Origin of the sequence: Kaistia granuli DSM 23481 (genome assembly GCF_000380505.1) — a bacterium.
Taxonomy (GTDB): Bacteria; Pseudomonadota; Alphaproteobacteria; order Rhizobiales; family Kaistiaceae; genus Kaistia; species Kaistia granuli.
Map to the genome: position 1 here is coordinate 229,504 of NZ_AQYH01000010.1, position 20,193 is coordinate 249,696.

Sequence of the window (20,193 nt, forward strand, 5' to 3'; positions counted from 1 at the left end):
CAGGGATTGGTCTTTCCCCCGGTCATTCCGGCGACGGCTATGGCTCCGGCCCTTCGGCTGGAGCCTCGCCGCTGTTGTCGAACAGATTGTCGAGGCCCTGGCGTTCCTCGGATCCGTAGTTCGGCGTCGCTTGCGGTTGCGCGTTGGGCTGCGTCGTCGCCGGCGCTCCGGTCTCCGGCGCATCCTCGACCGGCGCATCCGCCGGCGAGGCCGCGTCCTCGCTGCCGCCGTGCAACCGGTCCTGTATTGTCTTCTCGATGTCTTCCGGCAAGGCAGCGACGAGCCTGTCGGCCAGTGACTTCAACATAGGCGCGCTTTGCGCATCCGCAACCCATGCCGGCTGCCGGTCCGACAGGATCCAGGACAGGAAGGCGAAGGCGATGACGACCAGCAGCAGGCCGCGCGCCACGCCGAAGATGAAACCGAGGATGCGGTCTAGGAGGCCGACACGGCTGTCGATGACGAAATCGGAGATCTTCATCGCGATATAGCTCGCGAGGATCAGCGCGACGAAGAAGATACCGGCGGCCGCCGCGATGATCGCCACGTTGCGATTGGCGATATAGGGCTCCACGAAGGGCAGCAGCGGCTTGTAGAAGAAGAAGGCGGCCGCCGCCGCCAGCGCCCAGGAGGCGACCGACAGCACTTCACGGACGAAGCCGCGCACCATGGCCAGCATGGCCGAGATGAGCACGACGACGAAAACCACACCGTCCAGAATCGTGACCGGCATTCCTACGATGACCCCTTAAGCCGCGCGCTCTTGCCTCATGGCTGCGGTTTAGCCCGTCGCGCTCACGAATCCAATGCCTCATCGGCCACAGCCGACCTTCGTCTTTCCGCCTGGTCCGGCACGGCGCGGCGCTCGGGCCGCGTTCCGGACGCCGCGATCGTGGCGACCAGGGCGGCGAGCTGGTCGATCCCCTGCAGTCCGGGAACGACGCTGGCGTCCTTGTCGATCGATGCGAGGGGCAGGACGGCTCGTGCGAAACCGAGCTTCTGCGCTTCTTTCAGGCGTTGCGATGCCTGGGAAACCGGCCTGACGGCCCCCGACAGGCTGACCTCGCCGAAATAGACGCAATCGGCCGGCAGGGCAATACCGGAGAGCGAGGAGACCAGCGCCGCTGCAACCGCAAGATCGGCCGCCGGCTCAGCAATTTTCAACCCGCCGGCCACGGCGAGATAGACGTCGTTCGGGCCGAGCTTGATGCCGCAATGCGATTCGAGCACGGCGATCACCATGGCGAGGCGGCCGGAATCCCAGCCGACCACGGCGCGGCGCGGCGTGCCGAGCGGCGAGGGCGAGACGAGCGCCTGGATCTCGACGAGAACCGGCCGCGTGCCCTCCATGCCGGCGAAGACGGCGGCGCCGGGCGAGGCGGCGTTGCGCTCGCCGAGGAAAAGCTCCGACGGATTGGGCACTTCGCGCAGGCCGCTGCCGGTCATCTCGAAGACGCCGATCTCGTCGGTGGCGCCGAAGCGGTTCTTCACCGCGCGCAGGATGCGGAAATGATGGCCGCCTTCGCCCTCGAAATAGAGCACGGCGTCGACCATGTGCTCGACGACGCGCGGGCCGGCGATCTGGCCGTCCTTGGTGACATGGCCGACCAGCACGACGGTGGCGCCGGAGTGCTTGGCGTAGCGGATCATCGCCTGCGCCGAGGCGCGCACCTGCGACACCGTGCCCGGCGCCGATTCCGCCAGCTCCGTCCACAACGTCTGGATCGAGTCGATGATGACAAGCGCCGGCACCGGGCCGGCCTGCAGCGTGGCGAGGATGTCCTCGACGCTGGTTTCGGCGGCGAGCGCCACCGGCATGTTGGCGACGCCCATGCGCTCGGCCCGCAGGCGGACCTGCGCCACCGCTTCCTCGCCCGAAATGTAGACGACGCGCTGGCCCTGGGCCGCGAGTGCGGCGGAGGCCTGCAGCAGCAGCGTCGACTTGCCGATGCCGGGGTCGCCGCCGACCAGCAGGGCCGAGCCGCGGACGAAGCCGCCGCCGGTCACGCGGTCGAGCTCGGCGATGCCGGAGGGAATGCGCGGCGCGTCGGCGCTCCCGCCGGAAAGCGGCTGCAGCTCGACGATGCGGCCGCGCTTGCCGCCGGCGCTCTTGGCGGGGCCGCCGCCAATGCCACCGGTGGCGCTTTCCTCGACCAGCGTGTTCCACTCGCCGCAGGCCTCGCAGCGACCCTGCCAGCGCGGGCTGGCGGCGCCGCAGTTCTGGCAGATGAACTGGATCTTGGCTCGCGCCATCACGCGCCTCCGATGTAGTGCCGCTGATAGCGGCTGCCGAGGCTGGTCAGGAGTTCGTAGCTGATCGTGCCGGCCGCTTCGGCGACCTCGGCGACGGGCAGGCTGGCGCCGAACAGCTCGACCCAGTCGCCGCGCTCCGCTTCCGGTATGTCGGTGACGTCGATCGCCATCAGGTCCATGGAGATGCGGCCGAACAGCGGCGCGCGCCGGCCATGCAGCCAGGTGTCGGCGCCGCGGCGTTGATCCGTCGAGCCGGCGCTGCGGTGGTAGCCATCGGCATATCCAGTCGAAAGAATGGCGATCCGGCTCTGGCGACGGGTCGTCGCCAGAGCGCCGTAGCCGACCGTCTCGCCGGCCGGCACGTCGCGGATCTGGACAATGCGCGCCTGCGCCGTGACGACGGTTTCCAGCGCCGGCCTGTCGACCCTGTAGGGGCCGCCATAGAGGCCGATGCCGGGGCGGACGAGATCGAACTGATAGTCGTTGCCGAGCGTGATGCCGGCCGTGTTGGCGAGCGAGACGGCGAGACCCGGAAACAGGCTCCGCACATCCTGCATCGTCGCGAGCTGGCGGCCGTTGAGCGGATGGTCCGGCGTGTCGGCGCAGGCGAGGTGGCTCATCACCAGGGTCAGGCCGAGACGGTCGACGGCGGCCTTGTCGGCGGCGAGCTCGCGCGCTTCGGCGAAGGTCAGGCCGAGGCGGTTCATGCCGGTGTCGACATGCAGCGCCGCCTCTCCCGTGCCGCCTTGCGCGCGGTAGCTGGCCCAGTCCTTCAACTCGCCGATCGAGCCGATGACCGGCCGCAAATGGTTCGCCGCATGCATGCTGGCCAGATCGCTGGCGAGCCCGTTCAGGACGTAGATGGTCGCTTCGGGTGAGACCGCGCGCATGCGGACGCCCTCGTCCGGCAGGGCGACGAAAAAGGTCCGGCAGCCGGCGGCGGACAGGGCACGCACGGCCGGCTCGACGCCGATGCCATAGGCGTTGCCCTTGACGGCGGCGGCGGTCTCGGCGGCGCCGGAGAGCGCGTCGAGCGCGCGCCAGTTGCGGGCCAGCGCGGCGAGGTCGATCGTCAGCCGGTTGCCGGCTGTGACGGGCGTATCGACGCGATCGGGATCAGAGTGTTCCATGGCGGGGAGGGTACGCGATTCTCGGTCGCCGGCGGACCGGCATGGGCAGTATCTTGGCTGCGCCGGTCTCACCGATTTTCACGGCGATCTCAAGGCGTTTCGCATCCTCGCAGCTACCGTCCCGGCGCACCCTGCGTCAGTGGCGGCGGGCCAGGCAATCGGGAGCAGGCATTGAGGCAGGAATCGACCGAACACCGCTATCTCGCCGCGCTCGCGCTCGTCGTGCGTGACTATGACGAGGCGATTGCCTGGTATCGCGACCGGCTCGGCTTCGTCTGCGTCGAGGATACGCCGCTGGAGGCTGGCAAGCGCTGGGTGCTGATGGCGCCCAACCGATCCGCCGAGACGCGGATCCTGCTGGCCGAGGCGCGCGGCGATGTGCAGCGACAGGCCATCGGCCACCAGTCGGGCGGCCGGGTGTTCCTGTTCCTGCATACCGACGATTTCAAGCGCGACTACGCGGCCTTCCAGGCGCGCGGCGTCACCTTCCTCGAAGCGCCGCGCCAGGAGCGCTACGGCCTCGTGGCGGTGTTCGAGGATCTCTACGGCAACAAATGGGATCTGCTGCAGCCGACGGCGTGAGCGCCGGCTACTCGAACGATTCGGGCAGGTGGTCGCGCCTGGCCAGATTGGAGAAGCGGGTGATCTCCGCCTCGAACTGCAGCGGCACGGTGCCGGTCGGGCCGTGGCGCTGCTTGCCGATGATCACTTCGGCGACGCCGGCGACCTGCTCCATCTCCGCCTGCCACTTGAAGAACTCTTCGGTGCCTTCCTTCGGCATCTTGCCCTTCAGATAATATTCGTCGCGATAGACGAACATCACCACGTCGGCGTCCTGCTCGATCGAGCCCGATTCACGCAGATCCGCGAGCTGCGGCCGCTTGTCCTCGCGCGCCTCGACCTGACGCGAGAGCTGCGACAGCGCGATGACCGGTACGGCAAGTTCCTTGGCGAGCGCCTTCAGGCCGGTAGTGATTTCGGTGATTTCCTGCACGCGGTTCGCCTGACCCTTGCCGGAGCCCTGCAGCAGCTGGAGATAGTCGATGATCAGGAGGTCGAGGCCACGCTGGCGTTTCAGCCGGCGGGCTCGGGCCGTCAGTTGGGCGATCGAGAGACCACCGGACTGGTCGATGAAGAGCGGAATCCGCGCCATTTCGCGCGAGGCCTCGACCACCCTCGCGAACTGGCGCTCGTCGAGCGAACCGCGGCGGATATGCGAGGACGAGACGCCGGATTGCTCGGCGACGATACGCGTCGCCAGCTGCTCGGCCGACATTTCCAGCGAGAAGAAGCCGACGATGCCGCCATTGACTGACTTGGTCGAACCGTCGGGCTGCACTTCGCCACGATAGGCCTTGGCGATGTTGAAGGCGATGTTGGTGACGAGCGAGGTCTTGCCCATGGCGGGACGACCGGCCAGCACGATCAGATCGGAAGGCTGCAGGCCGCCCATCTGGCGGTCGAGGTCGTCGAGGCCCGTCGCGATGCCGGACAGATGGCCGTCGCGCTGGTAGGCGGCGCTGGCCATGTCGATCGCCGCCTTGAGTGCGTCCTCGAAGGACTGGAAGCCGCCGTCGTTGCGGCCGGTCTCGGCAAGGGCGAACAGGCGGCGCTCGGCGTCCTCGATCTGCGCCTTCGGCGGCATGTCGATCGGCGCGTCGAAGGCAATGTTGACGACGTCCTCGCCGATGCCGATCAGCGAACGGCGCAGCGCCAGGTCGTAGATCGAGCGGCCATAATCCTCGGCGTTGATGATGGTCGTCGCCTCGGCGGCGAGGCGGGCCAGATATTGCGCCGGATTGAGCTCGCCGATGGCGAGGTCGGCGGGAAGGAAATTCTTCAGCGTGACCGGGTTGGCGATCTTGTTCTGGCGGATGATCTGCGCGGTGAGCTCGTAGATCTGCTGATGCACCGGCTCGAAGAAATGGCCCGGCACGAGAAAATCGGAGACGCGGTAGAAGGCCTCGTTGTTGACGAGGATGGCGCCCAGGAGCGCCTGCTCCGCTTCGATATTGTGCGGCGGCTGCCGGTAGAATTCGGCTGCCTGCGGCTGCACGGCTCGGGCTGGAAGGTTCATGGTCAATGTGCTCTCGGTCGCTGAACCTTAGTTAGGCGCAGCCCGGACCGGGATCCAAACCCTTGCTGGTTTCGTACCCGTTATCCAACGGCCCGCACGGGAGATGCGTTTAACGCTTGCACGTGGCGATTCGGCGGCGTTGCGCCGAGGATGGCACGATTCGCGGTTGCAGGGGCTGGGCGTCGAACGCGGGGAGGGTGGGGTGACGGAAGGCCGTCACCCGCCCGCGATCTTCAGCGACGGCCGTTGTCCGGCATGGTCGCGGATGCGCAGAGCCTCTTCGGCCTGCCAGATATAGTCCCGCGTCAGCGGCAGCGCGTTCTGGTCCCGGACGATCTGGATCTGGAAGATCATCATGTCCTGGTAGCGGAACGCCGTCTCCGAAGCGGCGAGATAGAATTCCCACATCCGGCAGAACGCCTCGTCATAGAGCGCCACCGCCTCGTCGCGGCGAGCCATGAAGCGCTCGCGCCAGGCCTTGAGCGTTTCGGCATAGTGCAGCCGCAGGATCTCGACATCGGTGACCTTGAGACCCGCCTTCTCGATGGCCGGGAACACCTCCGACAGCGCCGGGATGTAGCCACCCGGGAAGATGTATTTCTGGATCCAGGAATTGGTCTCGCCGGGCGAATCGAAGCGGCCGATGGCGTGCAGCACCATGACGCCGTCTTCGGTCAGCAACTGGCGCGCCTTGTCGAAATACTCGCGAAAATGGCCGACGCCGACATGCTCGAACATGCCGACCGAGATGATGCGGTCGAACTGCGTCTTCAGCGCGCGATAGTCCTGCAGCAGGAAGCTGGTGCGGTCGGCCAGATTGAGGGCGGAGGCGCGGGCGTTGGAGACCTTGTGCTGCTCTTCCGAGAGCGTCACGCCGGTGACGTCGACATCCGCGTGGGTGGCGAGATAGAGGCCGAGGCCGCCCCAGCCCGAGCCGATGTCGAGCACCTTCTGTCCAGGCGCCAGGGCGAGCTTGGCCGCGAGATGGCGCTTCTTGGCCAGCTGGGCTTCCTCGAGGCTGCTGTCCGGCGTCTCGAAATAGGCGCAGGAATACTGCTGGTCGCTGTCGAGGAAGAGCGAATAGAGGCGCCCGTCGAGGTCGTAGTGATGGGCGACGTTCTGGCGCGAGCGGAACGGCGTGTTCCACTGGCGGAAGCGGCGGGTCCAGACGCGCACGCGGTAGAGCGCGTTCATCCACCAGGAGCGTCCGCCGCCGCCGGTATTCTGCAGCACCACTTCGAGAAAATCGTAGATCGAACCCCGTTCGACGACGAATCCGCCCTGCATGAAGGTCTCGCCGAGTTTCAGCTCGGGGTTCAACATCACCGCTCGTTCGGCGGCGGGGCTGGTGAACCGGACGCGGACGGGAGTTCCGCTTCCGTCGCCGAAACTGTGAAGGGTTCCCTTCGCGTCGACGATTTCAAGCGATCCGTGCTTCAGGACGCCTGACAGATAGTTGATGAGCAACCGGTTCATGGTGATCCGCTGCCCCCTCCTGAATGTCTTGGTTACCAAGGCAGGTTGCGACATGGCGGTCGGTGACGTCCGGCCGTCGAGCGATGGTAACTCCGATTTCGTCGCGTTATCAAGCCGGTAAGCGACAATGTGGTGACGTAGGGTTGGCCAAAGAAAAAGGGCGCCGCGGTGACCGCGACGCCCTTCGATAAAATAAGGCTCCCTTGGGGTGCCGGAGATCGATCAGATCTCTTCTTCTTCGTTGGCGAAGCCTTCGCCTTCCGGCAGCGGCTCGAGCTCGAAATCGTCCTGGACGGCCGACAGGTCTTCGCCCTTCGACTGGCGGGCGGCCTCGTCGACCGAGCGAGCGACGTTGATCGTGACGGTCGCTTCGACTTCCGGATGCAGGGCGATGACGACGTCATGCAGGCCGATCGTCTTGATCGGAACTTCGAGAACGACCTGGCTGCGGCCGACCGAGAAGCCGGCTTCCGTGACCAGCTCGGCAACGTCGCGGCTCGAGACCGAACCGTAGAGCTGGCCGGTCTCGCCAGCCTGGCGGACGACGACGAAGCTCTGGCCGTTCAGCGCCTCGGCGACCTTCTCGGCATCCGTCTTGCGCTCAAGGTTGCGGGCCTCGAGGTGAACCTTCTCGTTCTCGAAGCGCTTCTTGTTCGCCTCGTTGGCGCGGAGCGCCTTGCCCTGCGGCAGCAGGTAGTTACGGGCGTAGCCGTCCTTGACGTGCACGATCTCGCCCATCTGGCCGAGCTTGGCGACGCGTTCCAGCAGAATAACGTCCATTGGAATGACTCCTTCGAAGTTTAAATACGAAACAATGACTTACGAGACGCCGGACCCTGCCGCGAAGCGGCGGGCCCGGAATTGGAGTGCCGTGTCGACCAGTCCGACCACGGCCATGATGCCGAGCGGCAGCAGGAAGACGAAGCTGACGGCATAGACGAGAAAGAGAATGAGCGGCCGGGCGGCCTTGCCGACCAGCACCGCATGCAGCAGCCCGAAGCCGGTGAGCGCGAAGGCGAAGCCGATTGCGCCGGCGACGGCGCCGGCGACCTGGCCGGGGGCGCCGGGGATCATCGAGGCGACGAAGGCGATGCCGAACAGCAGCGCCGCCTGCTGCGGCAGCACCACGGTCCAGAGCGGCGCCCATTCGCGCTGCAGGAGGCCCGACATCTTGGCGATGCGGCCGCCGAGCCAGGTGGCGAGCACGAGGATGCCCAGCGTCAGGCTCGCCGAGGTGAATGGCATCAGGGCGATGTTGAAGCGCACCAGCGGCTCCATCTCGGCCGCGGTCGGCGTCATGCCGTCGGACGGAGACTGGGCCAACCAGGCCTGCAGCATCTTCACCGTCTCCTGGATCAGCGTCTCCGGATCGTAGCCGAGCACGAAGCCGGCGATGACGACGGCGACCGCCACGGCGAGCGAGGCGCGGAACAGGACCGAATCGAGCGGAAACCACTGCCGGCCGGCGGGCGTGCCTTCGACCGGGCGCGACAGGCCGATCAGATGGGCGGCCCAGGCGACGGGCGCGGCGAACAGGATGAGATAGAGGCCGCCGGCAAGCGGCCCGATCGTGAAGCCGATCAAGGCCGAGGCGACCGCCGCCGCGGCGCTGCCTGCGAACGTACCGAAGCCGAGGCCGGCGATGGCGATGGGAAGCGGCGACAGGATGAAGAGGGGGAAGGCGAGCGCGGTTCCGCTGATGAGGCCGGCGAACAGAAGCGCCGTAGCCATTCCGGCGCCGAGGCCGATCAGGATGTTCCGCATCGTCATATCTCGCTGTCCCGCTTCGAGAGCGGTTAGAGGCAGGTCACGGGAAGCCCGGCCGACCCCAACCAAGTCTTCGCCCGAGGGCGATGGAGGATCATGGCCCCGAGGGGCCCGGATGGATTTGCCCTCAAGGGCGTGTCGGGCCGGCGCAAGCGTCGGCCCGACGAATTCAACCGGTCGCCTTAGGAGACGAAAGTCTCCGGCGACCGAAGTCTTACTTGATCACGTAGGGGATCAGGCCGAGGAAGCGGGCGCGCTTGATTGCCTGGGCGAGCTCGCGCTGCTTCTTGGCGGAAACCGCCGTGATGCGGGACGGAACGATCTTGCCGCGCTCGGAAATGTAGCGCTGCAGGAGACGGATGTCCTTGTAGTCGATCTTCGGAGCGTTCGCGCCCGAGAACGGGCAGGTCTTCCGACGACGGAAGAACGGACGACGCTGGCCGCCGCTCGACGTGCTGGTGGTGCCGATCTCAGCCATTATTCAGCCGCTCCTTCAGACTCTTCCGAGCGCGGACGGCGCTCGCCACGGAAACCGCCGCCGGCGCCGCCTTCACGGTCGCCACGGAAGCCGCCGCCGCCACCGCCGAAGCCGCCACGCGGACGGTCACCACGGTCGCCGAAGCGGCCGCCGCGGTCGCCATCGTCACGATCGCGCTTCTGCAGCATGGCAGACTGGCCTTCCTCATGCGCCTCGACCTTGAGGGTCAGGATGCGGAGGACGTCCTCGTTCATGCGCTGCTGACGCTCCAGCTCGGCCATGGCCGCAGCCGGGGCTTCGATGTTCATCAGCGTGTAGTGCGCCTTGCGATTCTTGCGAATGCGGAACGCAACAGACTTCAGGCCCCACTGCTCGATCTTGCCGACCGTGCCGCCATTGGCCTCGATGAGGCCCTTGAACTGCTCGGTAAGTGCTTCGACCTGCTGTGCGGACACGTCCTGTCGCGACAGAAATACGTGCTCATAAAGCGGCATGATTGCCCTTCCTTTTCATTTCCCGGCGCCAAGCCTCACCGAAGCCTTCGAGAAAGGCTGATCGGTACGAACTTCGAGAGCGGAGACACGGGAAGACGGGATCCTTGTGATCCCTACGGCTCACGCCGCCTTCCGTTCAACCCCCGGCCGGGTGTCGATACGACGGGCGGTGCATATACGGGAATGGCGGCGAAGGCAAGGTGCGGCAGCAGCGCCTGCTTCGCGCAGGCACGAGCCGCCGGCCCGGGCAATAGAGAGACGGTCCCGAGAAGCTCTGCCACCAGGGCTCCAGCACCGGCTCCAGCGGCCGCTCTGTGCCTTCATCGACTTTATCAAGGCGAACGCCGACCGTGCCTGACCCATCATCGGGGGCCGTCATCGAAGCGTCGTCGAGGCTTCACATCGGCGTCACGCACAGGTCTTAGCCCCGGAGACGTCGACCGCCTGGCGGTCACTCCAATGCATGAGGCTTCCGATGCGCAAACTGCTGTTCACTCTTGCAGCGACGACGATGCTTGCGGGCGCGGCTCAGGCGGCGACCGTCTATCCGCTCGACCGCGCGACGATCCTGGCCGGCTCGCCCTTCGACTTCAAGGTCGAGTTCAGCGAGACCGTCAAGCCCGAGGACGTCAAGGTCACGGTCAACGGTCAGGACTACAAGGCGGCGTTCGGCGCCGAGGCGACCTTCACGGAAAGTGAGCTTGGCAAGGACGAAAAGAAGCTCGGCTCGGCCCTGATCCTGCGCAAGCTCGTGCTCGCGACGCCCGGCACCTACACGGTCGAAGCCACGGCCGGCGGCGAGACGAAGTCGGTCACCTGGGATGTCTACGGCACCGCCGAGCAGCCCAAGGCCAAGAACGTCATCTTCCTGATCGGCGACGGTCTTTCGGTGGCGCATCGCACCGCGGCGCGGATCATGTCCAAGGGCATGACCGAGGGCAAGGCCGACGGCCGCCTCGCCATGGACGATCTCGACCATATGGCCTTCATCGGCACCTCGTCGACCGAAGCGGTCGCGACCGACAGCGCCAACACCATGTCGGCCTACATGACCGGCCACAAGACGGCGGTGAACGCGCTCGGCGTCTATGCTGACCGCACGCCGGCGACGATGGACGATCCGAAGGTCGAGACGCTGGGCGAGGCTCTGCGTCGCCAGACCAAGAAGTCGATCGGGATTGTCACCAACTCCGAGTTGCAGGACGCGACCCCGGCCGCGGTGGTCGCCCATACCCGCAAGCGCGCCGACAAGGCCGAGATCACCGGCATGCTGTTCGACGTCCAGCCGGATGTCGTTCTCGGCGGCGGTTCCGCCTATTTCCTCGGCAAGGAGACGCCCGGCTCCAAGCGCAAGGACGACAAGGACTACATCAAGCAGTTCCAGGAAGCCGGCTACACGCTGGCAACCGACAAGGCTGAGCTCACCAAGGCCGCCGGCACCAATACCGGCAAAATCCTCGGCCTGTTCCACACCGGCAACTTGGATACGGTGCTGGACCGTGACTTCCTCAAGAAGGGCACGGTCGGCAAGTTCCCGAACCAGCCCGGCCTCGTCGAGATGACGGAAGCTGCCCTTGGCCAACTCGCCAAGAATCCGGAAGGCTTCTTCCTGATGGTCGAGGCGGCGAACATCGACAAGATGTCCCACCCGCTCGATTGGGACCGCGCCGTCGTCGAGACGATCGAATTCGACAAGGCCGTCGCCGCCGCCCGCGCCTTCGCCGAGAAGAACCCGGACACGCTGGTCATCGTCACCGGCGACCATACGCATGGCGTCTCGATCATCGGCACTGTCGATGACGAAAAGCCCGGCGACGAGATGCGCGCCAAGGTCGGCACCTATGCCGATGCCGGCTTCCCGAACTATGTCGACGCCAACAAGGACGGCTATCCCGACAGCATCGACGTGACGCGTCGCTTGTTCCTCGCCGCCAATAACGGCCCCGACCACTACGAGACCTTCCGTCCGAAGCTCGACGGCCCGTTCGTGCCGGCCGTGCAGAACGAGAAGAAGGAATATGTGGCGAACGAAGCCTACAAGGACGTTCCCGGCGCGGTTTTGGTGACCGGCAACATCCCCAGGGATGGCGACTCGGGCGTGCATTCTGTTGATGACGTCGTGCTGCAGGCCGCCGGCCCGGGCGCCGAAGGCTTCAAGGGCTACATGGAGCAGAGCGACGTCTACCGAGTCATCGTCGACGCGCTGGCGCTCGCGCCCGCCAAGCCCTGATCCCGGCTTTCGCTTCATCCTGAAAACAGGCTCCGGGCGTTCGCGCCCGAAGCCGCCTGATCGAGGAATGATCGATGTCCGAGGCCCGGATTTCCCGCCGCGCGATGCTGTCCGGCGGCGTCGCGGCGCTGGTGACGGTGGGCTTGCGGCCCGCGCAGGCCGCCGCCCCTCAGTTGACCTTCGACGATCTCTACGGCTCCGTCGGCGTGCTCGGTCTGACCTTCTCGGACAAGGTCAAGCAACTGGCCGGCCAGACGGTGACGATGCGCGGCTTCATGGCGCCGCCGCTCAAGGCCGAGGCGGCCTTCTTCGTCCTCACCGAAATCCCGATGTCGATCTGCCCGTTCTGCTCGTCGGACTCCGACTGGCCGGACAACATCGTCGTTGTCTATCTCGACGCCAAGCAGACCTTCGTGCAGCCGAACACCGTGATCGAGGTGAGCGGGACGCTGGAATATGGTTCCTGGACCGATGCAGAGACCGGCTTCGTCAGCCTGCTACGCCTGCGCGGCGCCCGCTTCGACGAAGCCTAGACCATGCTCGGACTGCATATTGAACGCCTCGCCGTCTCGTTCCCCGGGCTGCCGACACCGGTGCTGTCGATCCCGCAACTCGAGATCCCCCCCGGCGCGCGCGTCGCAGTGACCGGGCCGTCCGGCTCCGGCAAGAGCACGCTGGTCAATATCGTCACCGGCCTGGAACGCTCGACGCAGGGCGTCGTGCGCTGGCGCGATACCGACATCGCCACGCTGCCCGAATCGAAGCGCGACGCGTGGCGGGCCGAGAATATCGGGCTGGTGATGCAGGACTTTCACCTCTTCCCGGGCCTTTCGGCGCTGGAGAATGTGTTGCTGCCGGTTCGCCTGCGCGCCCGCAGCGTCGCATCGCATATCGGCCGGGCGCGTGAGTTGATGACCCGGGTCGGGCTCGTGCGGCACGACCAGTCGATCACGACCATGTCGCGCGGCGAGATGCAGCGCGTCGCCGTCGCGCGCGCCCTCCTGCGCAATCCCGGCGTCATCATCGCCGACGAGCCGACCGCCAGCCTCGATCCCGAGAGCGGGGCCGTCGTCGCCGACCTGCTTCTGGAACTGGCGGAGGAGGCGGGCGCGACGCTGCTCGTCGTCTCGCATGATGCGCGGCTGGTCGAACGGATGGATCGTCGCATCCGCCTCGTCGCCGGGCGGATCATCGCAGAGCCGGCCGGAGACCTCGCCGCATGATTCGCTTCGTTCTCGCCGATCTCCGCCGCCTCTGGGCGGGATCGCTGGTGGTCGTCCTGCTGGTGGCGCTGGCCACCGCCCTCGGCGTCGCCGTGACGCTGCAGGAGCGGGCGCTGCGGCTCGGCAGCGCGCGCGCCGCCGACAAGTTCGATCTCGTCGTCGGCGCCGCCGGCAGCGAGACGCAGCTGGTGCTGTCGTCGATCTTCCTGCAGCCGTCGCCCCTGCCGCTGGTGCCGGGCAAGGTGCTGCACGATTTGGCCGAAGACCCGCGCGTCGCCTGGGCGGCACCGGTCGGTTTCGGCGATTCCTTCGTCGGCCATCCGATCGTCGGCACCACGACGGCCCTGATCGACGGCGCCGGCGGCGGGCTGGCCGAGGGCCGGGCCTTCGCCGCGCGACCGGAGGCCGTCATCGGCTCCGCTGTGGCGCTCAAGCTCGGGCAGGACGTGAAGCCGATGCACGGCATGCCGGGAGAGGGCGGCCATGCCCATGCCGAGATCGCCTATCGCGTCGTCGGCCGCATGGCGTCGACCGGCACGCCCTGGGATCGCGCCATCCTGGTGCCGATCGAGGCGGTCTGGGGTATCCATGGCATGGAGACGGCGCCCGAGCCCGCCGGCCACGACCACGATCATGACCAGGATCACGAGGCGGGCGCCGATCCCGCGCAGGAGGAGCACGATCCCGGCGAGGCCCGGCCGTCGGCGATTGGCGGGCCGTGGAGCGGGACAACGCCCGGTGTGCCGGCGATCCTGGTCAAGCCGAAAACGTTTGCCGACGCCTACAAGCTGCGCGGCCAGTACCGCGCCGGCGCGACGCTCGCGGTATTTCCCGGCGAGGTGCTGACCAGTCTCTATGCGACGTTGGGCGACGCCAAGAAGGTGCTGGGCGCGGTGGCGATCGGCGCGCAGGTCCTGGTCGCCGCCGCCATCGCGCTGGTGACGATCGTGCATGTCGGGCAACGTCGCCGCCAGATCGGCGCCCTGCGGGCGCTGGGCGCGCCGCGCCTGGCGCTGTTCGGCATCGTCTGGACCGAATTGTTCCTGCTGGTCGCCGGAGGCGTCCTGCTCGGCCTGGCGCTCGGCTATGGCGTTGCGCTGTTCCTGTCGGCACTGTTCACGCGCGAGAACGGTGTCGTGCTGCCAGTGGCCTTCGCGCCGGCGGACTGGAGGCTCGTGCTGGCGCTGCTCGGCGTCTCGGCGGTGCTGGCGGCCGTTCCTGCGGTCATGGCCTACCGCCAGCCGCCCGCCGCCGCGCTGCGGGCCTGAGCCCGGGCTCAGGCCGTCGCGGCGTTGACGACGATCACCATGCCGATGCCGAAGGCGGTCACCAGCAGACCGGACATGAAGCGGTTCTTGGCGCGGTTGTAGACCGGGATCTCGAGCGAATGGACCTCGAGCATTTCGGCCAGCGCCTTGATCTGCAGCACGATGCCGATGGTGAGGGCGACGGCGGCGACATAGTCCGAGAGGATCCAGGGCGAGTCGTCGGTCGCCCATTGCGCCGTGAAACCGAGCGAGAAGCCGAGGATGATACCGATCGCGGTCAGCGAGCCGTTGCGGAAGGCGGAATCGATTCGCGGCGTCGGCACGGGCAGGTTCGGATCGTGTTCCATCGAAGACGCTCGCAGGGCACGGGATGCAGGTCCGATGATCTCCGCAGCCGTCGCCGGCGGTCAAGCCCGGAAAGTCGACGCGGTTGACGTCGCTGCGCGGGCTGCGTGACACGCCATGCGCGGGTTGGAACACAGGGTCGGGCGGCGATCCATCAGCCGTCGTGATGGGAATTATCAATAATTCGACGCTTCCCTTCTCGTAAGGTCGACGTCATAGTGGCATCGTTCCATTGGACCTCCGGAATGGCCCCTTTTTGGCTCGCCTTCCCCTGGTCATTCTCAACCAAGGACTTTGGAAGTGAGCGAGAGCGCGCAAGCCTTGCCGTCGTCGCCGAGCCGCGGCGTCGTCGAACGGGCATCCCTGGGCATTCTGGTCGCGATCAGCGTTTCGCATATGCTGAACGACCTGATGCAGTCGGTCATTCCGGCGATCTATCCGATCCTCAAGGATGAATTCACCCTGAGCTTCGGCCAGATCGGCCTGATCCAGCTGGCCTTCCAGCTGACGGCGTCGATTCTTCAGCCGGTGGTCGGCATCTACACGGACAAGCATCCGCAGCCCTTCTCGCTGGCTGTCGGCATGGGCGTGACACTATGCGGCCTGCTGATGGTGTCGATTGCGTCGAGCTATCCGATGCTGCTGCTCGCCGTCGGCCTGATCGGCATGGGTTCGTCGATCTTCCATCCCGAGGCATCCCGCGTCGCCCGCATGGCGTCCGGCGGACGTCACGGCTTCGCGCAGTCGCTGTTCCAGGTCGGCGGCAATTTCGGCTCGGCGATCGGGCCGCTGCTCGCTGCCGTGATCGTGCTCGCACGCGGGCAGGCCAGCGTCGCCTGGTTCTCGCTCGTCGCGCTCGCCGGCATGCTGATCCTGACGCGGGTCGGCTTCTGGTATCGCGAGCATCAGCGCGAGCGGGCCAAGAAGGCTGCACCGCCCGTCGTGCAGACGCTGCCGCATAACGTCGTCGTGCGCTCGATCCTGATCCTTGGCGTGCTGATCTTCTCCAAGTTCTTCTACATGGCCGCGCTGACCAGCTACTACACCTTCTACCTGATCGAGACCTTCGACGTGTCGGTAAAGGATTCGCAGCTCTACCTGTTCGTCTTCCTCGCCGCCGTCGCGGCGGGAACCATCGCAGGCGGACCGATCGGCGATCGCTTCGGCCGCAAGTTCGTCATGTGGTTTTCGATCCTCGGCGTGCTGCCGTTCACGCTCCTCCTGCCGCACGCCAATCTGTTCTGGACGGCGGCGCTGTCGGTCGTGATCGGCTTCATCCTGTCGTCGGCCTTCCCGGCGATCATCGTCTATGCGCAGGAGCTGGTGCCCGGAAAGGTCGGGCTGGTGTCCGGCCTGTTCTTTGGCTTCGCCTTCGGCATGGGCGGCATCGGCGCCGCCGCGCTGGGCGAGCTGGCGGACTGGACCTCGATCACCTTCGTGTTCCAGATCTGCGCCTTCCTGCCCGTCCTGGGCCTGCTGACGGCCTTCCTGCCGAACATCCGGAAGCCAAGGCACGCCTGACGAGGCGGCCTCTAGCATCGGCGGTGGACAACAGTCCGCCGCCGATCTGCTTTTGGGGCACCCAAAATCCTTGCCGCCGCAGCGTCGCGGGCGCGTCGGGCCGGCGTCCCGAGGCGGGTCGTCATGCGATGGTTTCGGGGCGAAATCGGCCCGTCCGGCCGTGGGATTCGGTCGTTGGCGCGAGGCGAAAATGCCGCGAGACTTGACTCGGCAGCCGTTACAGCGGATTAGCCGCCGCCGAACACGCGACCATCAGCGCTGAAACAATTCGTGCGGAGCCCGCCATGACCATTGCTCTCACCTTTCCCGGCCAGGGAAGCCAGGCCGTCGGCATGGGCAAGTCGCTTGCCGATAATTTCGCGGAAGCCCGGGCCGTCTTCGACGAGGTCGATGCGGCGCTCGGCGGGAAGCTCTCGGCCGTCATGTGGGACGGGCCGATCGAGACGCTGACGCTCACCGCCAATGCCCAGCCCGCCCTGATGGCGGTCAGCCTCGCCGCGCTTCGCGTGCTGGAGGCCCAAGGCTTCGAGGTTTCCAAGGCCGCTTATGTCGCGGGCCACTCGCTTGGCGAATATTCGGCGCTCGCCGCCGCCGGCAGCCTGTCGATCGGCGACGCCGCCCGGCTGCTGCGCATCCGCGGTTCCGCCATGCAGGCCGCCGTGCCGGTCGGCGAGGGCGCCATGGCGGCGCTGCTCGGCCTCGATTTTGAGACGGCCAAGGCGGTCGCCGACGAAGCCGCTCAGGGCGACGTCTGCGAGGCTGCGAACGACAACGGCCCCGGCCAGGTCGTCATCTCCGGCCACAAGGCGGCCGTCGAGCGGGCGCTCGACATCGCCAAGGCCAAGGGCGCCAAGCGTGCGCTGCTGCTGCCCGTCAGCGCGCCGTTCCATTGCCGCCTGATGCAGCCGGCCGCCGACGTGATGGCCGATGCGCTCGCCAAGGTGACGATCAACGCGCCCGTCGTGCCGCTGGTCGCCAATGTGCTGGCCGCGCCGATCTCCGATCCCACCGAAATTCGCAACCGTCTCGTCGAGCAGGTCACCGGCATGGTGCGCTGGCGCGATTCGATCGGCTGGCTCGCCGCCAATGGGGTGGACCTTTTTGCCGAGATTGGCGCCGGAAAGGTGCTTTCGGGGCTTGCCAAGCGCATCGCACCCGAGGCACAGACGCTGAATGTCGGCACGTCGGACGACGTCGCCGCCGCCGTCGAGCGTCTCGTTTGAGTGTTCCGGAACACGGTAACCAGAAGGAAGTCGTCATGTTCGATTTGACCGGCAAGCGCGCGCTGGTGACCGGCGCGAGCGGTGGCATCGGTCGGGCGATCGCCCTGGCCCTGCACAAGCAGGGCGCGACCGTCGCCATCTCGGGCACCCGGCGCGAGGCGCTGGACGCACTGGCGACCGAGCTCGGCACCAACGTGCACGTCCTGCCGTGCAACTTGTCGGTCGCCGAAGAGGTCGAGGCGCTGGTTCCGCGCGCCGAAGAGGCGCTCGGCGAGCTCGACATCCTGGTCAACAATGCCGGCATCACCCGCGACATGCTGTTCGCGCGCCTGTCCGATGAGGCCTGGCAGGAAGTTCTCGACGTCAATCTGACGTCCGCCTTCCGCCTGACCCGCGCGGCGCTGCGCGGCATGATGCGTCGCCGCAGCGGCCGCATCATCTCGATGACGTCGATCGTCGCCGTCACCGGCAATGCCGGGCAGGGCAACTACACGGCGTCCAAGGCGGCGCTGATCGCGATGTCGAAATCGCTGGCCCAGGAAGTCGCCAGCCGCAACGTCACGGTCAACTGCGTCGCGCCCGGTTTCATCGAAACGGCGATGACGGACGCATTGAACGAAAAGATTCGCACCGCACTGCTCGAGCGGGTTCCGGCGAAGCGTCTCGGCTCGCCCGAGGATATCGCCGCCGCGGTGGTCTATCTGGCGTCTGAAGAAGCGTCCTACGTGACCGGCCAAACCCTGCACGTAAACGGTGGTATGGCTATGATCTAATTGAGGAATTTGCCTTCGGGCAATTCCTTTTGGAGTGGGTGGTCACGCCCCTCCGCTGCGGCTGGTCAAGGTTCTTAAACTATGTTAGGACCGCGCAATATCAGTGCCCCGTCTTCGCCGCTTTCGCGGTGGTGCGGGTGTGGATTGACGATCGCCGAAGACTAGTGACGATATCGCGGTGCGTTTTCGGGGGATTGCCGATACGTCCGGGTTTCCAGCGCGCGAGAAGTCGCGGAAATAATAGACAGAGAACAATCGAGGTTTTTAGACATGAGCGACATCGCTGAGCGGGTTAAGAAGATCGTCATCGAGCATCTCGGCGTCGAAGCCGACAAGGTGACCGAAGGCGCCAGCTTTATCGATGATCTCGGCGCGGACAGCCTCGACACGGTCGAGCTGGTCATGGCGTTCGAAGAAGAATTCGGCGTTGAGATCCCCGACGATGCAGCCGAGACGATCCTGACGGTCGGCGACGCAGTAAGCTTCCTGGAGAAGAACGCCGGCTGATTGCCGATGTTCATTCATCGTAAGCCAATGACAAGAACGGCCGGACCCGCTTGGGTCCGGATCGGGGGAATCGTATGAGACGTGTCGTTGTAACCGGGATGGGGATGGTGACGCCGCTCGGTTGCGGCGTCGACGCCAACTGGGCCAATATTCTTGCCAGCAAGAGCGGCGCCCAGAAGGTCACGAGCTTCCAGGTCGATGACCTGCCGGCTCAGATCGCCTGTCTCATCCCGCACGGTGACAAGGCCGACGGCAAGTACAATCCGGACGACTGGATGGAGCCGAAGGATCAGCGCAAGGTCGATGATTTCATCGTCTACGCGATGGCCGCGGCCGACCAGGCCGTGCACGATTCGGGCTGGCTTCCGACTGCCTATGAGGACCAGATCCGCACCGGCGTGCTGATCGGCTCCGGCATTGGCGGCATCCAGGGCATTGTCGAGGCCGGCATCACGCTGCGCGACAAGGGCCCCCGCCGCATCAGCCCCTTCTTCATTCCGGGCCGCCTGATCAACCTGGCTTCCGGCCAGGTCTCGATCCGCTACGGCTTCAAGGGACCGAATCACTCGGTCGTGACGGCCTGCTCGACCGGTTCGCATGCCATCGGCGACGCTGCGCGCCTGATCGCGCTCGACGATGCCGACGTCATGATCGCCGGCGGCACCGAAGGCTCCGTCTCGCGCATCGCGCTGGCCGGCTTCGCTGCCTGCAAGGCGCTGGCGACCAATTTCAACGATCGCCCCGAAGAAGCATCGCGTCCGTATGATCGCGACCGCGACGGCTTCGTCATGGGCGAGGGCTCCGGCATCGTCGTGCTCGAAGAGCGCGAACACGCCATCGCCCGCGGCGCCAAGATCTATGGCGAGGTGATCGGCTACGGCATGTCCGGCGACGCCTATCACATCACCGCCCCGTCCGAGGACGGCGACGGCGCCTATCGCTGCATGGTCGCTGCGCTGAAGCGCGCCGGTCTGCAGCCATCCGATATCGACTACGTCAATGCCCATGGCACGTCGACCATGGCCGACGGCATCGAACTGAAGGCCGTGGAGCGCGTTGTCGGCGATGCCGCCTCGACGATCTCCATGTCGTCGACCAAGTCCGCCACGGGCCATCTGCTCGGCGCGGCCGGCGCGGTCGAGGCGATCTATTCGCTGCTGGCGATCCGCGACAACGTCGCGCCGCCGACGATCAATCTCGACAATCCCTCCGTCGAGACGGCGATCGACCTTGTCCCCAAGGTGGCTCGCAAGCGGAAGATCGACGTCGCGCTTTCGAATTCCTTCGGTTTCGGCGGCACGAATGCGTCGCTGGTCTTCCGTCGGCACGCGGATTGAGAGCGCGGCTTCGCGCTTTCGCCATAATCCTCCATACAGTCGCATCTCGGCATCCGGATCGAGTCCGGGTGTCGTCATGTTGAGAAGTAGG

General features: G+C 66.4%; 20 protein-coding genes. 10 read left to right on the top strand and 10 right to left on the bottom strand.

What is annotated here, in order from left to right; all coding sequences use genetic code 11:
• Positions 1–37: 37 nt before the first annotated feature.
• From G342_RS0116225 to alr, 3 genes are all read right to left on the bottom strand, one after another.
• On the bottom strand, positions 38–733 hold the full coding sequence (locus tag G342_RS0116225) for a CvpA family protein (protein WP_018184219.1): 696 nt from the start codon (positions 731–733) through the stop codon (positions 38–40).
• A 62-nt stretch (positions 734–795) separates the two neighbouring features.
• Complete coding sequence (gene radA, locus G342_RS0116230; protein ID WP_018184220.1) at positions 796–2,253, bottom strand: DNA repair protein RadA; 1,458 nt, start codon at positions 2,251–2,253, stop codon at positions 796–798.
• Positions 2,253–3,383, bottom strand: a complete 1,131-nt coding sequence (alr, locus tag G342_RS0116235; protein WP_018184221.1) for an alanine racemase — start codon at positions 3,381–3,383, stop codon at positions 2,253–2,255. The genes radA and alr overlap by 1 nt, the downstream gene beginning before the upstream one ends.
• 171 nt (positions 3,384–3,554) lie before the next feature.
• Between alr and G342_RS0116240 the strand changes: the two genes are divergently transcribed.
• Complete coding sequence (locus tag G342_RS0116240) at positions 3,555–3,965, top strand: VOC family protein (protein WP_018184222.1); 411 nt, start codon at positions 3,555–3,557, stop codon at positions 3,963–3,965.
• 7 nt (positions 3,966–3,972) lie between these two features.
• Here the strand turns inward: G342_RS0116240 and G342_RS0116245 are convergent, their stop codons facing one another.
• The 6 genes from G342_RS0116245 to rpsF form a co-directional block, all read right to left on the bottom strand.
• Entirely contained in the window at positions 3,973–5,460 is a 1,488-nt protein-coding gene (locus tag G342_RS0116245) for a replicative DNA helicase (RefSeq protein ID WP_051094272.1), read from the bottom strand.
• A 216-nt stretch (positions 5,461–5,676) separates the two neighbouring features.
• Complete coding sequence (locus G342_RS0116250) at positions 5,677–6,936, bottom strand: cyclopropane fatty acid synthase (RefSeq protein ID WP_018184224.1); 1,260 nt, start codon at positions 6,934–6,936, stop codon at positions 5,677–5,679.
• Between the two features lie 222 nt (positions 6,937–7,158).
• A complete protein-coding gene (rplI, locus tag G342_RS0116255) occupies positions 7,159–7,716 on the bottom strand; it encodes a 50S ribosomal protein L9 (protein WP_018184225.1) in 558 nt (185 codons plus the stop codon).
• A gap of 39 nt (positions 7,717–7,755) precedes the next feature.
• On the bottom strand, positions 7,756–8,706 hold the full coding sequence (locus G342_RS0116260; RefSeq protein WP_018184226.1) for a YybS family protein: 951 nt from the start codon (positions 8,704–8,706) through the stop codon (positions 7,756–7,758).
• Positions 8,707–8,917: 211 nt separating this feature from the next.
• A complete protein-coding gene (gene rpsR / locus G342_RS0116265) occupies positions 8,918–9,181 on the bottom strand; it encodes a 30S ribosomal protein S18 (RefSeq protein WP_018184227.1) in 264 nt (87 codons plus the stop codon).
• Positions 9,181–9,675, bottom strand: coding sequence for a 30S ribosomal protein S6 (gene rpsF / locus G342_RS0116270; protein WP_018184228.1), 495 nt, complete (start codon positions 9,673–9,675; stop codon positions 9,181–9,183). The genes rpsR and rpsF overlap by 1 nt, the downstream gene beginning before the upstream one ends.
• Positions 9,676–10,150: 475 nt before the next feature.
• On the opposite strand from rpsF, the gene G342_RS0116275 reads away from it, so the two are divergent.
• From G342_RS0116275 to G342_RS0116290, 4 genes are all read left to right on the top strand, one after another.
• Positions 10,151–11,905, top strand: a complete 1,755-nt coding sequence (locus tag G342_RS0116275; RefSeq protein WP_018184229.1) for an alkaline phosphatase — start codon at positions 10,151–10,153, stop codon at positions 11,903–11,905.
• Between the two features lie 74 nt (positions 11,906–11,979).
• The gene (locus G342_RS0116280; RefSeq protein WP_018184230.1) at positions 11,980–12,438 is read left to right on the top strand and encodes a hypothetical protein; all 459 of its coding nucleotides are present in this window, start codon (positions 11,980–11,982) and stop codon (positions 12,436–12,438) included.
• A 3-nt stretch (positions 12,439–12,441) separates the two neighbouring features.
• Complete coding sequence (locus tag G342_RS0116285; RefSeq protein WP_018184231.1) at positions 12,442–13,128, top strand: ABC transporter ATP-binding protein; 687 nt, start codon at positions 12,442–12,444, stop codon at positions 13,126–13,128.
• Entirely contained in the window at positions 13,125–14,396 is a 1,272-nt protein-coding gene (locus tag G342_RS0116290; protein WP_018184232.1) for an FtsX-like permease family protein, read from the top strand. Before G342_RS0116285 ends, G342_RS0116290 begins: the two co-directional genes overlap by 4 nt.
• 8 nt (positions 14,397–14,404) lie before the next feature.
• Here G342_RS0116290 and G342_RS0116295 read toward each other — a convergent pair whose 3' ends face one another.
• Complete coding sequence (locus G342_RS0116295) at positions 14,405–14,743, bottom strand: hypothetical protein (RefSeq protein WP_018184233.1); 339 nt, start codon at positions 14,741–14,743, stop codon at positions 14,405–14,407.
• A gap of 298 nt (positions 14,744–15,041) precedes the next feature.
• Here G342_RS0116295 and G342_RS0116300 point away from each other — a divergent pair, with 298 nt between their 5' ends.
• The 5 genes from G342_RS0116300 (at position 15,042) to fabF (ending at position 20,102) form a co-directional block, all read left to right on the top strand.
• The gene (locus tag G342_RS0116300; RefSeq protein ID WP_018184234.1) at positions 15,042–16,262 is read left to right on the top strand and encodes an MFS transporter; all 1,221 of its coding nucleotides are present in this window, start codon (positions 15,042–15,044) and stop codon (positions 16,260–16,262) included.
• A 284-nt stretch (positions 16,263–16,546) separates the two neighbouring features.
• Positions 16,547–17,485: an ACP S-malonyltransferase gene (gene fabD / locus G342_RS0116305; protein WP_018184235.1), complete on the top strand. Its 939-nt coding sequence runs from the start codon at positions 16,547–16,549 to the stop codon at positions 17,483–17,485.
• A gap of 35 nt (positions 17,486–17,520) precedes the next feature.
• Positions 17,521–18,258, top strand: a complete 738-nt coding sequence (fabG, locus tag G342_RS0116310; RefSeq protein WP_018184236.1) for a 3-oxoacyl-[acyl-carrier-protein] reductase — start codon at positions 17,521–17,523, stop codon at positions 18,256–18,258.
• A 270-nt stretch (positions 18,259–18,528) separates the two neighbouring features.
• Positions 18,529–18,765: an acyl carrier protein gene (locus tag G342_RS0116315; protein WP_018184237.1), complete on the top strand. Its 237-nt coding sequence runs from the start codon at positions 18,529–18,531 to the stop codon at positions 18,763–18,765.
• Positions 18,766–18,839: 74 nt separating this feature from the next.
• Positions 18,840–20,102, top strand: a complete 1,263-nt coding sequence (gene fabF / locus G342_RS0116320) for a beta-ketoacyl-ACP synthase II (protein ID WP_026304513.1) — start codon at positions 18,840–18,842, stop codon at positions 20,100–20,102.
• Positions 20,103–20,193 lie beyond the last annotated feature (91 nt).

What these genes read in the sequence shown, in the direction of transcription:
- G342_RS0116225 (WP_018184219.1), bottom strand. Translation starts at nt 733, where the DNA reads ATGCCGGTCACGATTCTGGACGGTGTGGTTTTCGTCGTCGTGCTCATC.
- radA (WP_018184220.1), bottom strand. Translation starts at nt 2,253, where the DNA reads ATGGCGCGAGCCAAGATCCAGTTCATCTGCCAGAACTGCGGCGCCGCC.
- alr (WP_018184221.1), bottom strand. Translation starts at nt 3,383, where the DNA reads ATGGAACACTCTGATCCCGATCGCGTCGATACGCCCGTCACAGCCGGC.
- G342_RS0116245 (WP_051094272.1), bottom strand. Translation starts at nt 5,460, where the DNA reads ATGAACCTTCCAGCCCGAGCCGTGCAGCCGCAGGCAGCCGAATTCTAC.
- G342_RS0116250 (WP_018184224.1), bottom strand. Translation starts at nt 6,936, where the DNA reads ATGAACCGGTTGCTCATCAACTATCTGTCAGGCGTCCTGAAGCACGGA.
- rplI (WP_018184225.1), bottom strand. Translation starts at nt 7,716, where the DNA reads ATGGACGTTATTCTGCTGGAACGCGTCGCCAAGCTCGGCCAGATGGGC.
- G342_RS0116260 (WP_018184226.1), bottom strand. Translation starts at nt 8,706, where the DNA reads ATGACGATGCGGAACATCCTGATCGGCCTCGGCGCCGGAATGGCTACG.
- rpsR (WP_018184227.1), bottom strand. Translation starts at nt 9,181, where the DNA reads ATGGCTGAGATCGGCACCACCAGCACGTCGAGCGGCGGCCAGCGTCGT.
- rpsF (WP_018184228.1), bottom strand. Translation starts at nt 9,675, where the DNA reads ATGCCGCTTTATGAGCACGTATTTCTGTCGCGACAGGACGTGTCCGCA.
- G342_RS0116275 (WP_018184229.1), top strand. Translation starts at nt 10,151, where the DNA reads ATGCGCAAACTGCTGTTCACTCTTGCAGCGACGACGATGCTTGCGGGC.
- G342_RS0116280 (WP_018184230.1), top strand. Translation starts at nt 11,980, where the DNA reads ATGTCCGAGGCCCGGATTTCCCGCCGCGCGATGCTGTCCGGCGGCGTC.
- G342_RS0116285 (WP_018184231.1), top strand. Translation starts at nt 12,442, where the DNA reads ATGCTCGGACTGCATATTGAACGCCTCGCCGTCTCGTTCCCCGGGCTG.
- G342_RS0116290 (WP_018184232.1), top strand. Translation starts at nt 13,125, where the DNA reads ATGATTCGCTTCGTTCTCGCCGATCTCCGCCGCCTCTGGGCGGGATCG.
- G342_RS0116295 (WP_018184233.1), bottom strand. Translation starts at nt 14,743, where the DNA reads ATGGAACACGATCCGAACCTGCCCGTGCCGACGCCGCGAATCGATTCC.
- fabD (WP_018184235.1), top strand. Translation starts at nt 16,547, where the DNA reads ATGACCATTGCTCTCACCTTTCCCGGCCAGGGAAGCCAGGCCGTCGGC.
- fabG (WP_018184236.1), top strand. Translation starts at nt 17,521, where the DNA reads ATGTTCGATTTGACCGGCAAGCGCGCGCTGGTGACCGGCGCGAGCGGT.
- G342_RS0116315 (WP_018184237.1), top strand. Translation starts at nt 18,529, where the DNA reads ATGAGCGACATCGCTGAGCGGGTTAAGAAGATCGTCATCGAGCATCTC.
- fabF (WP_026304513.1), top strand. Translation starts at nt 18,840, where the DNA reads ATGAGACGTGTCGTTGTAACCGGGATGGGGATGGTGACGCCGCTCGGT.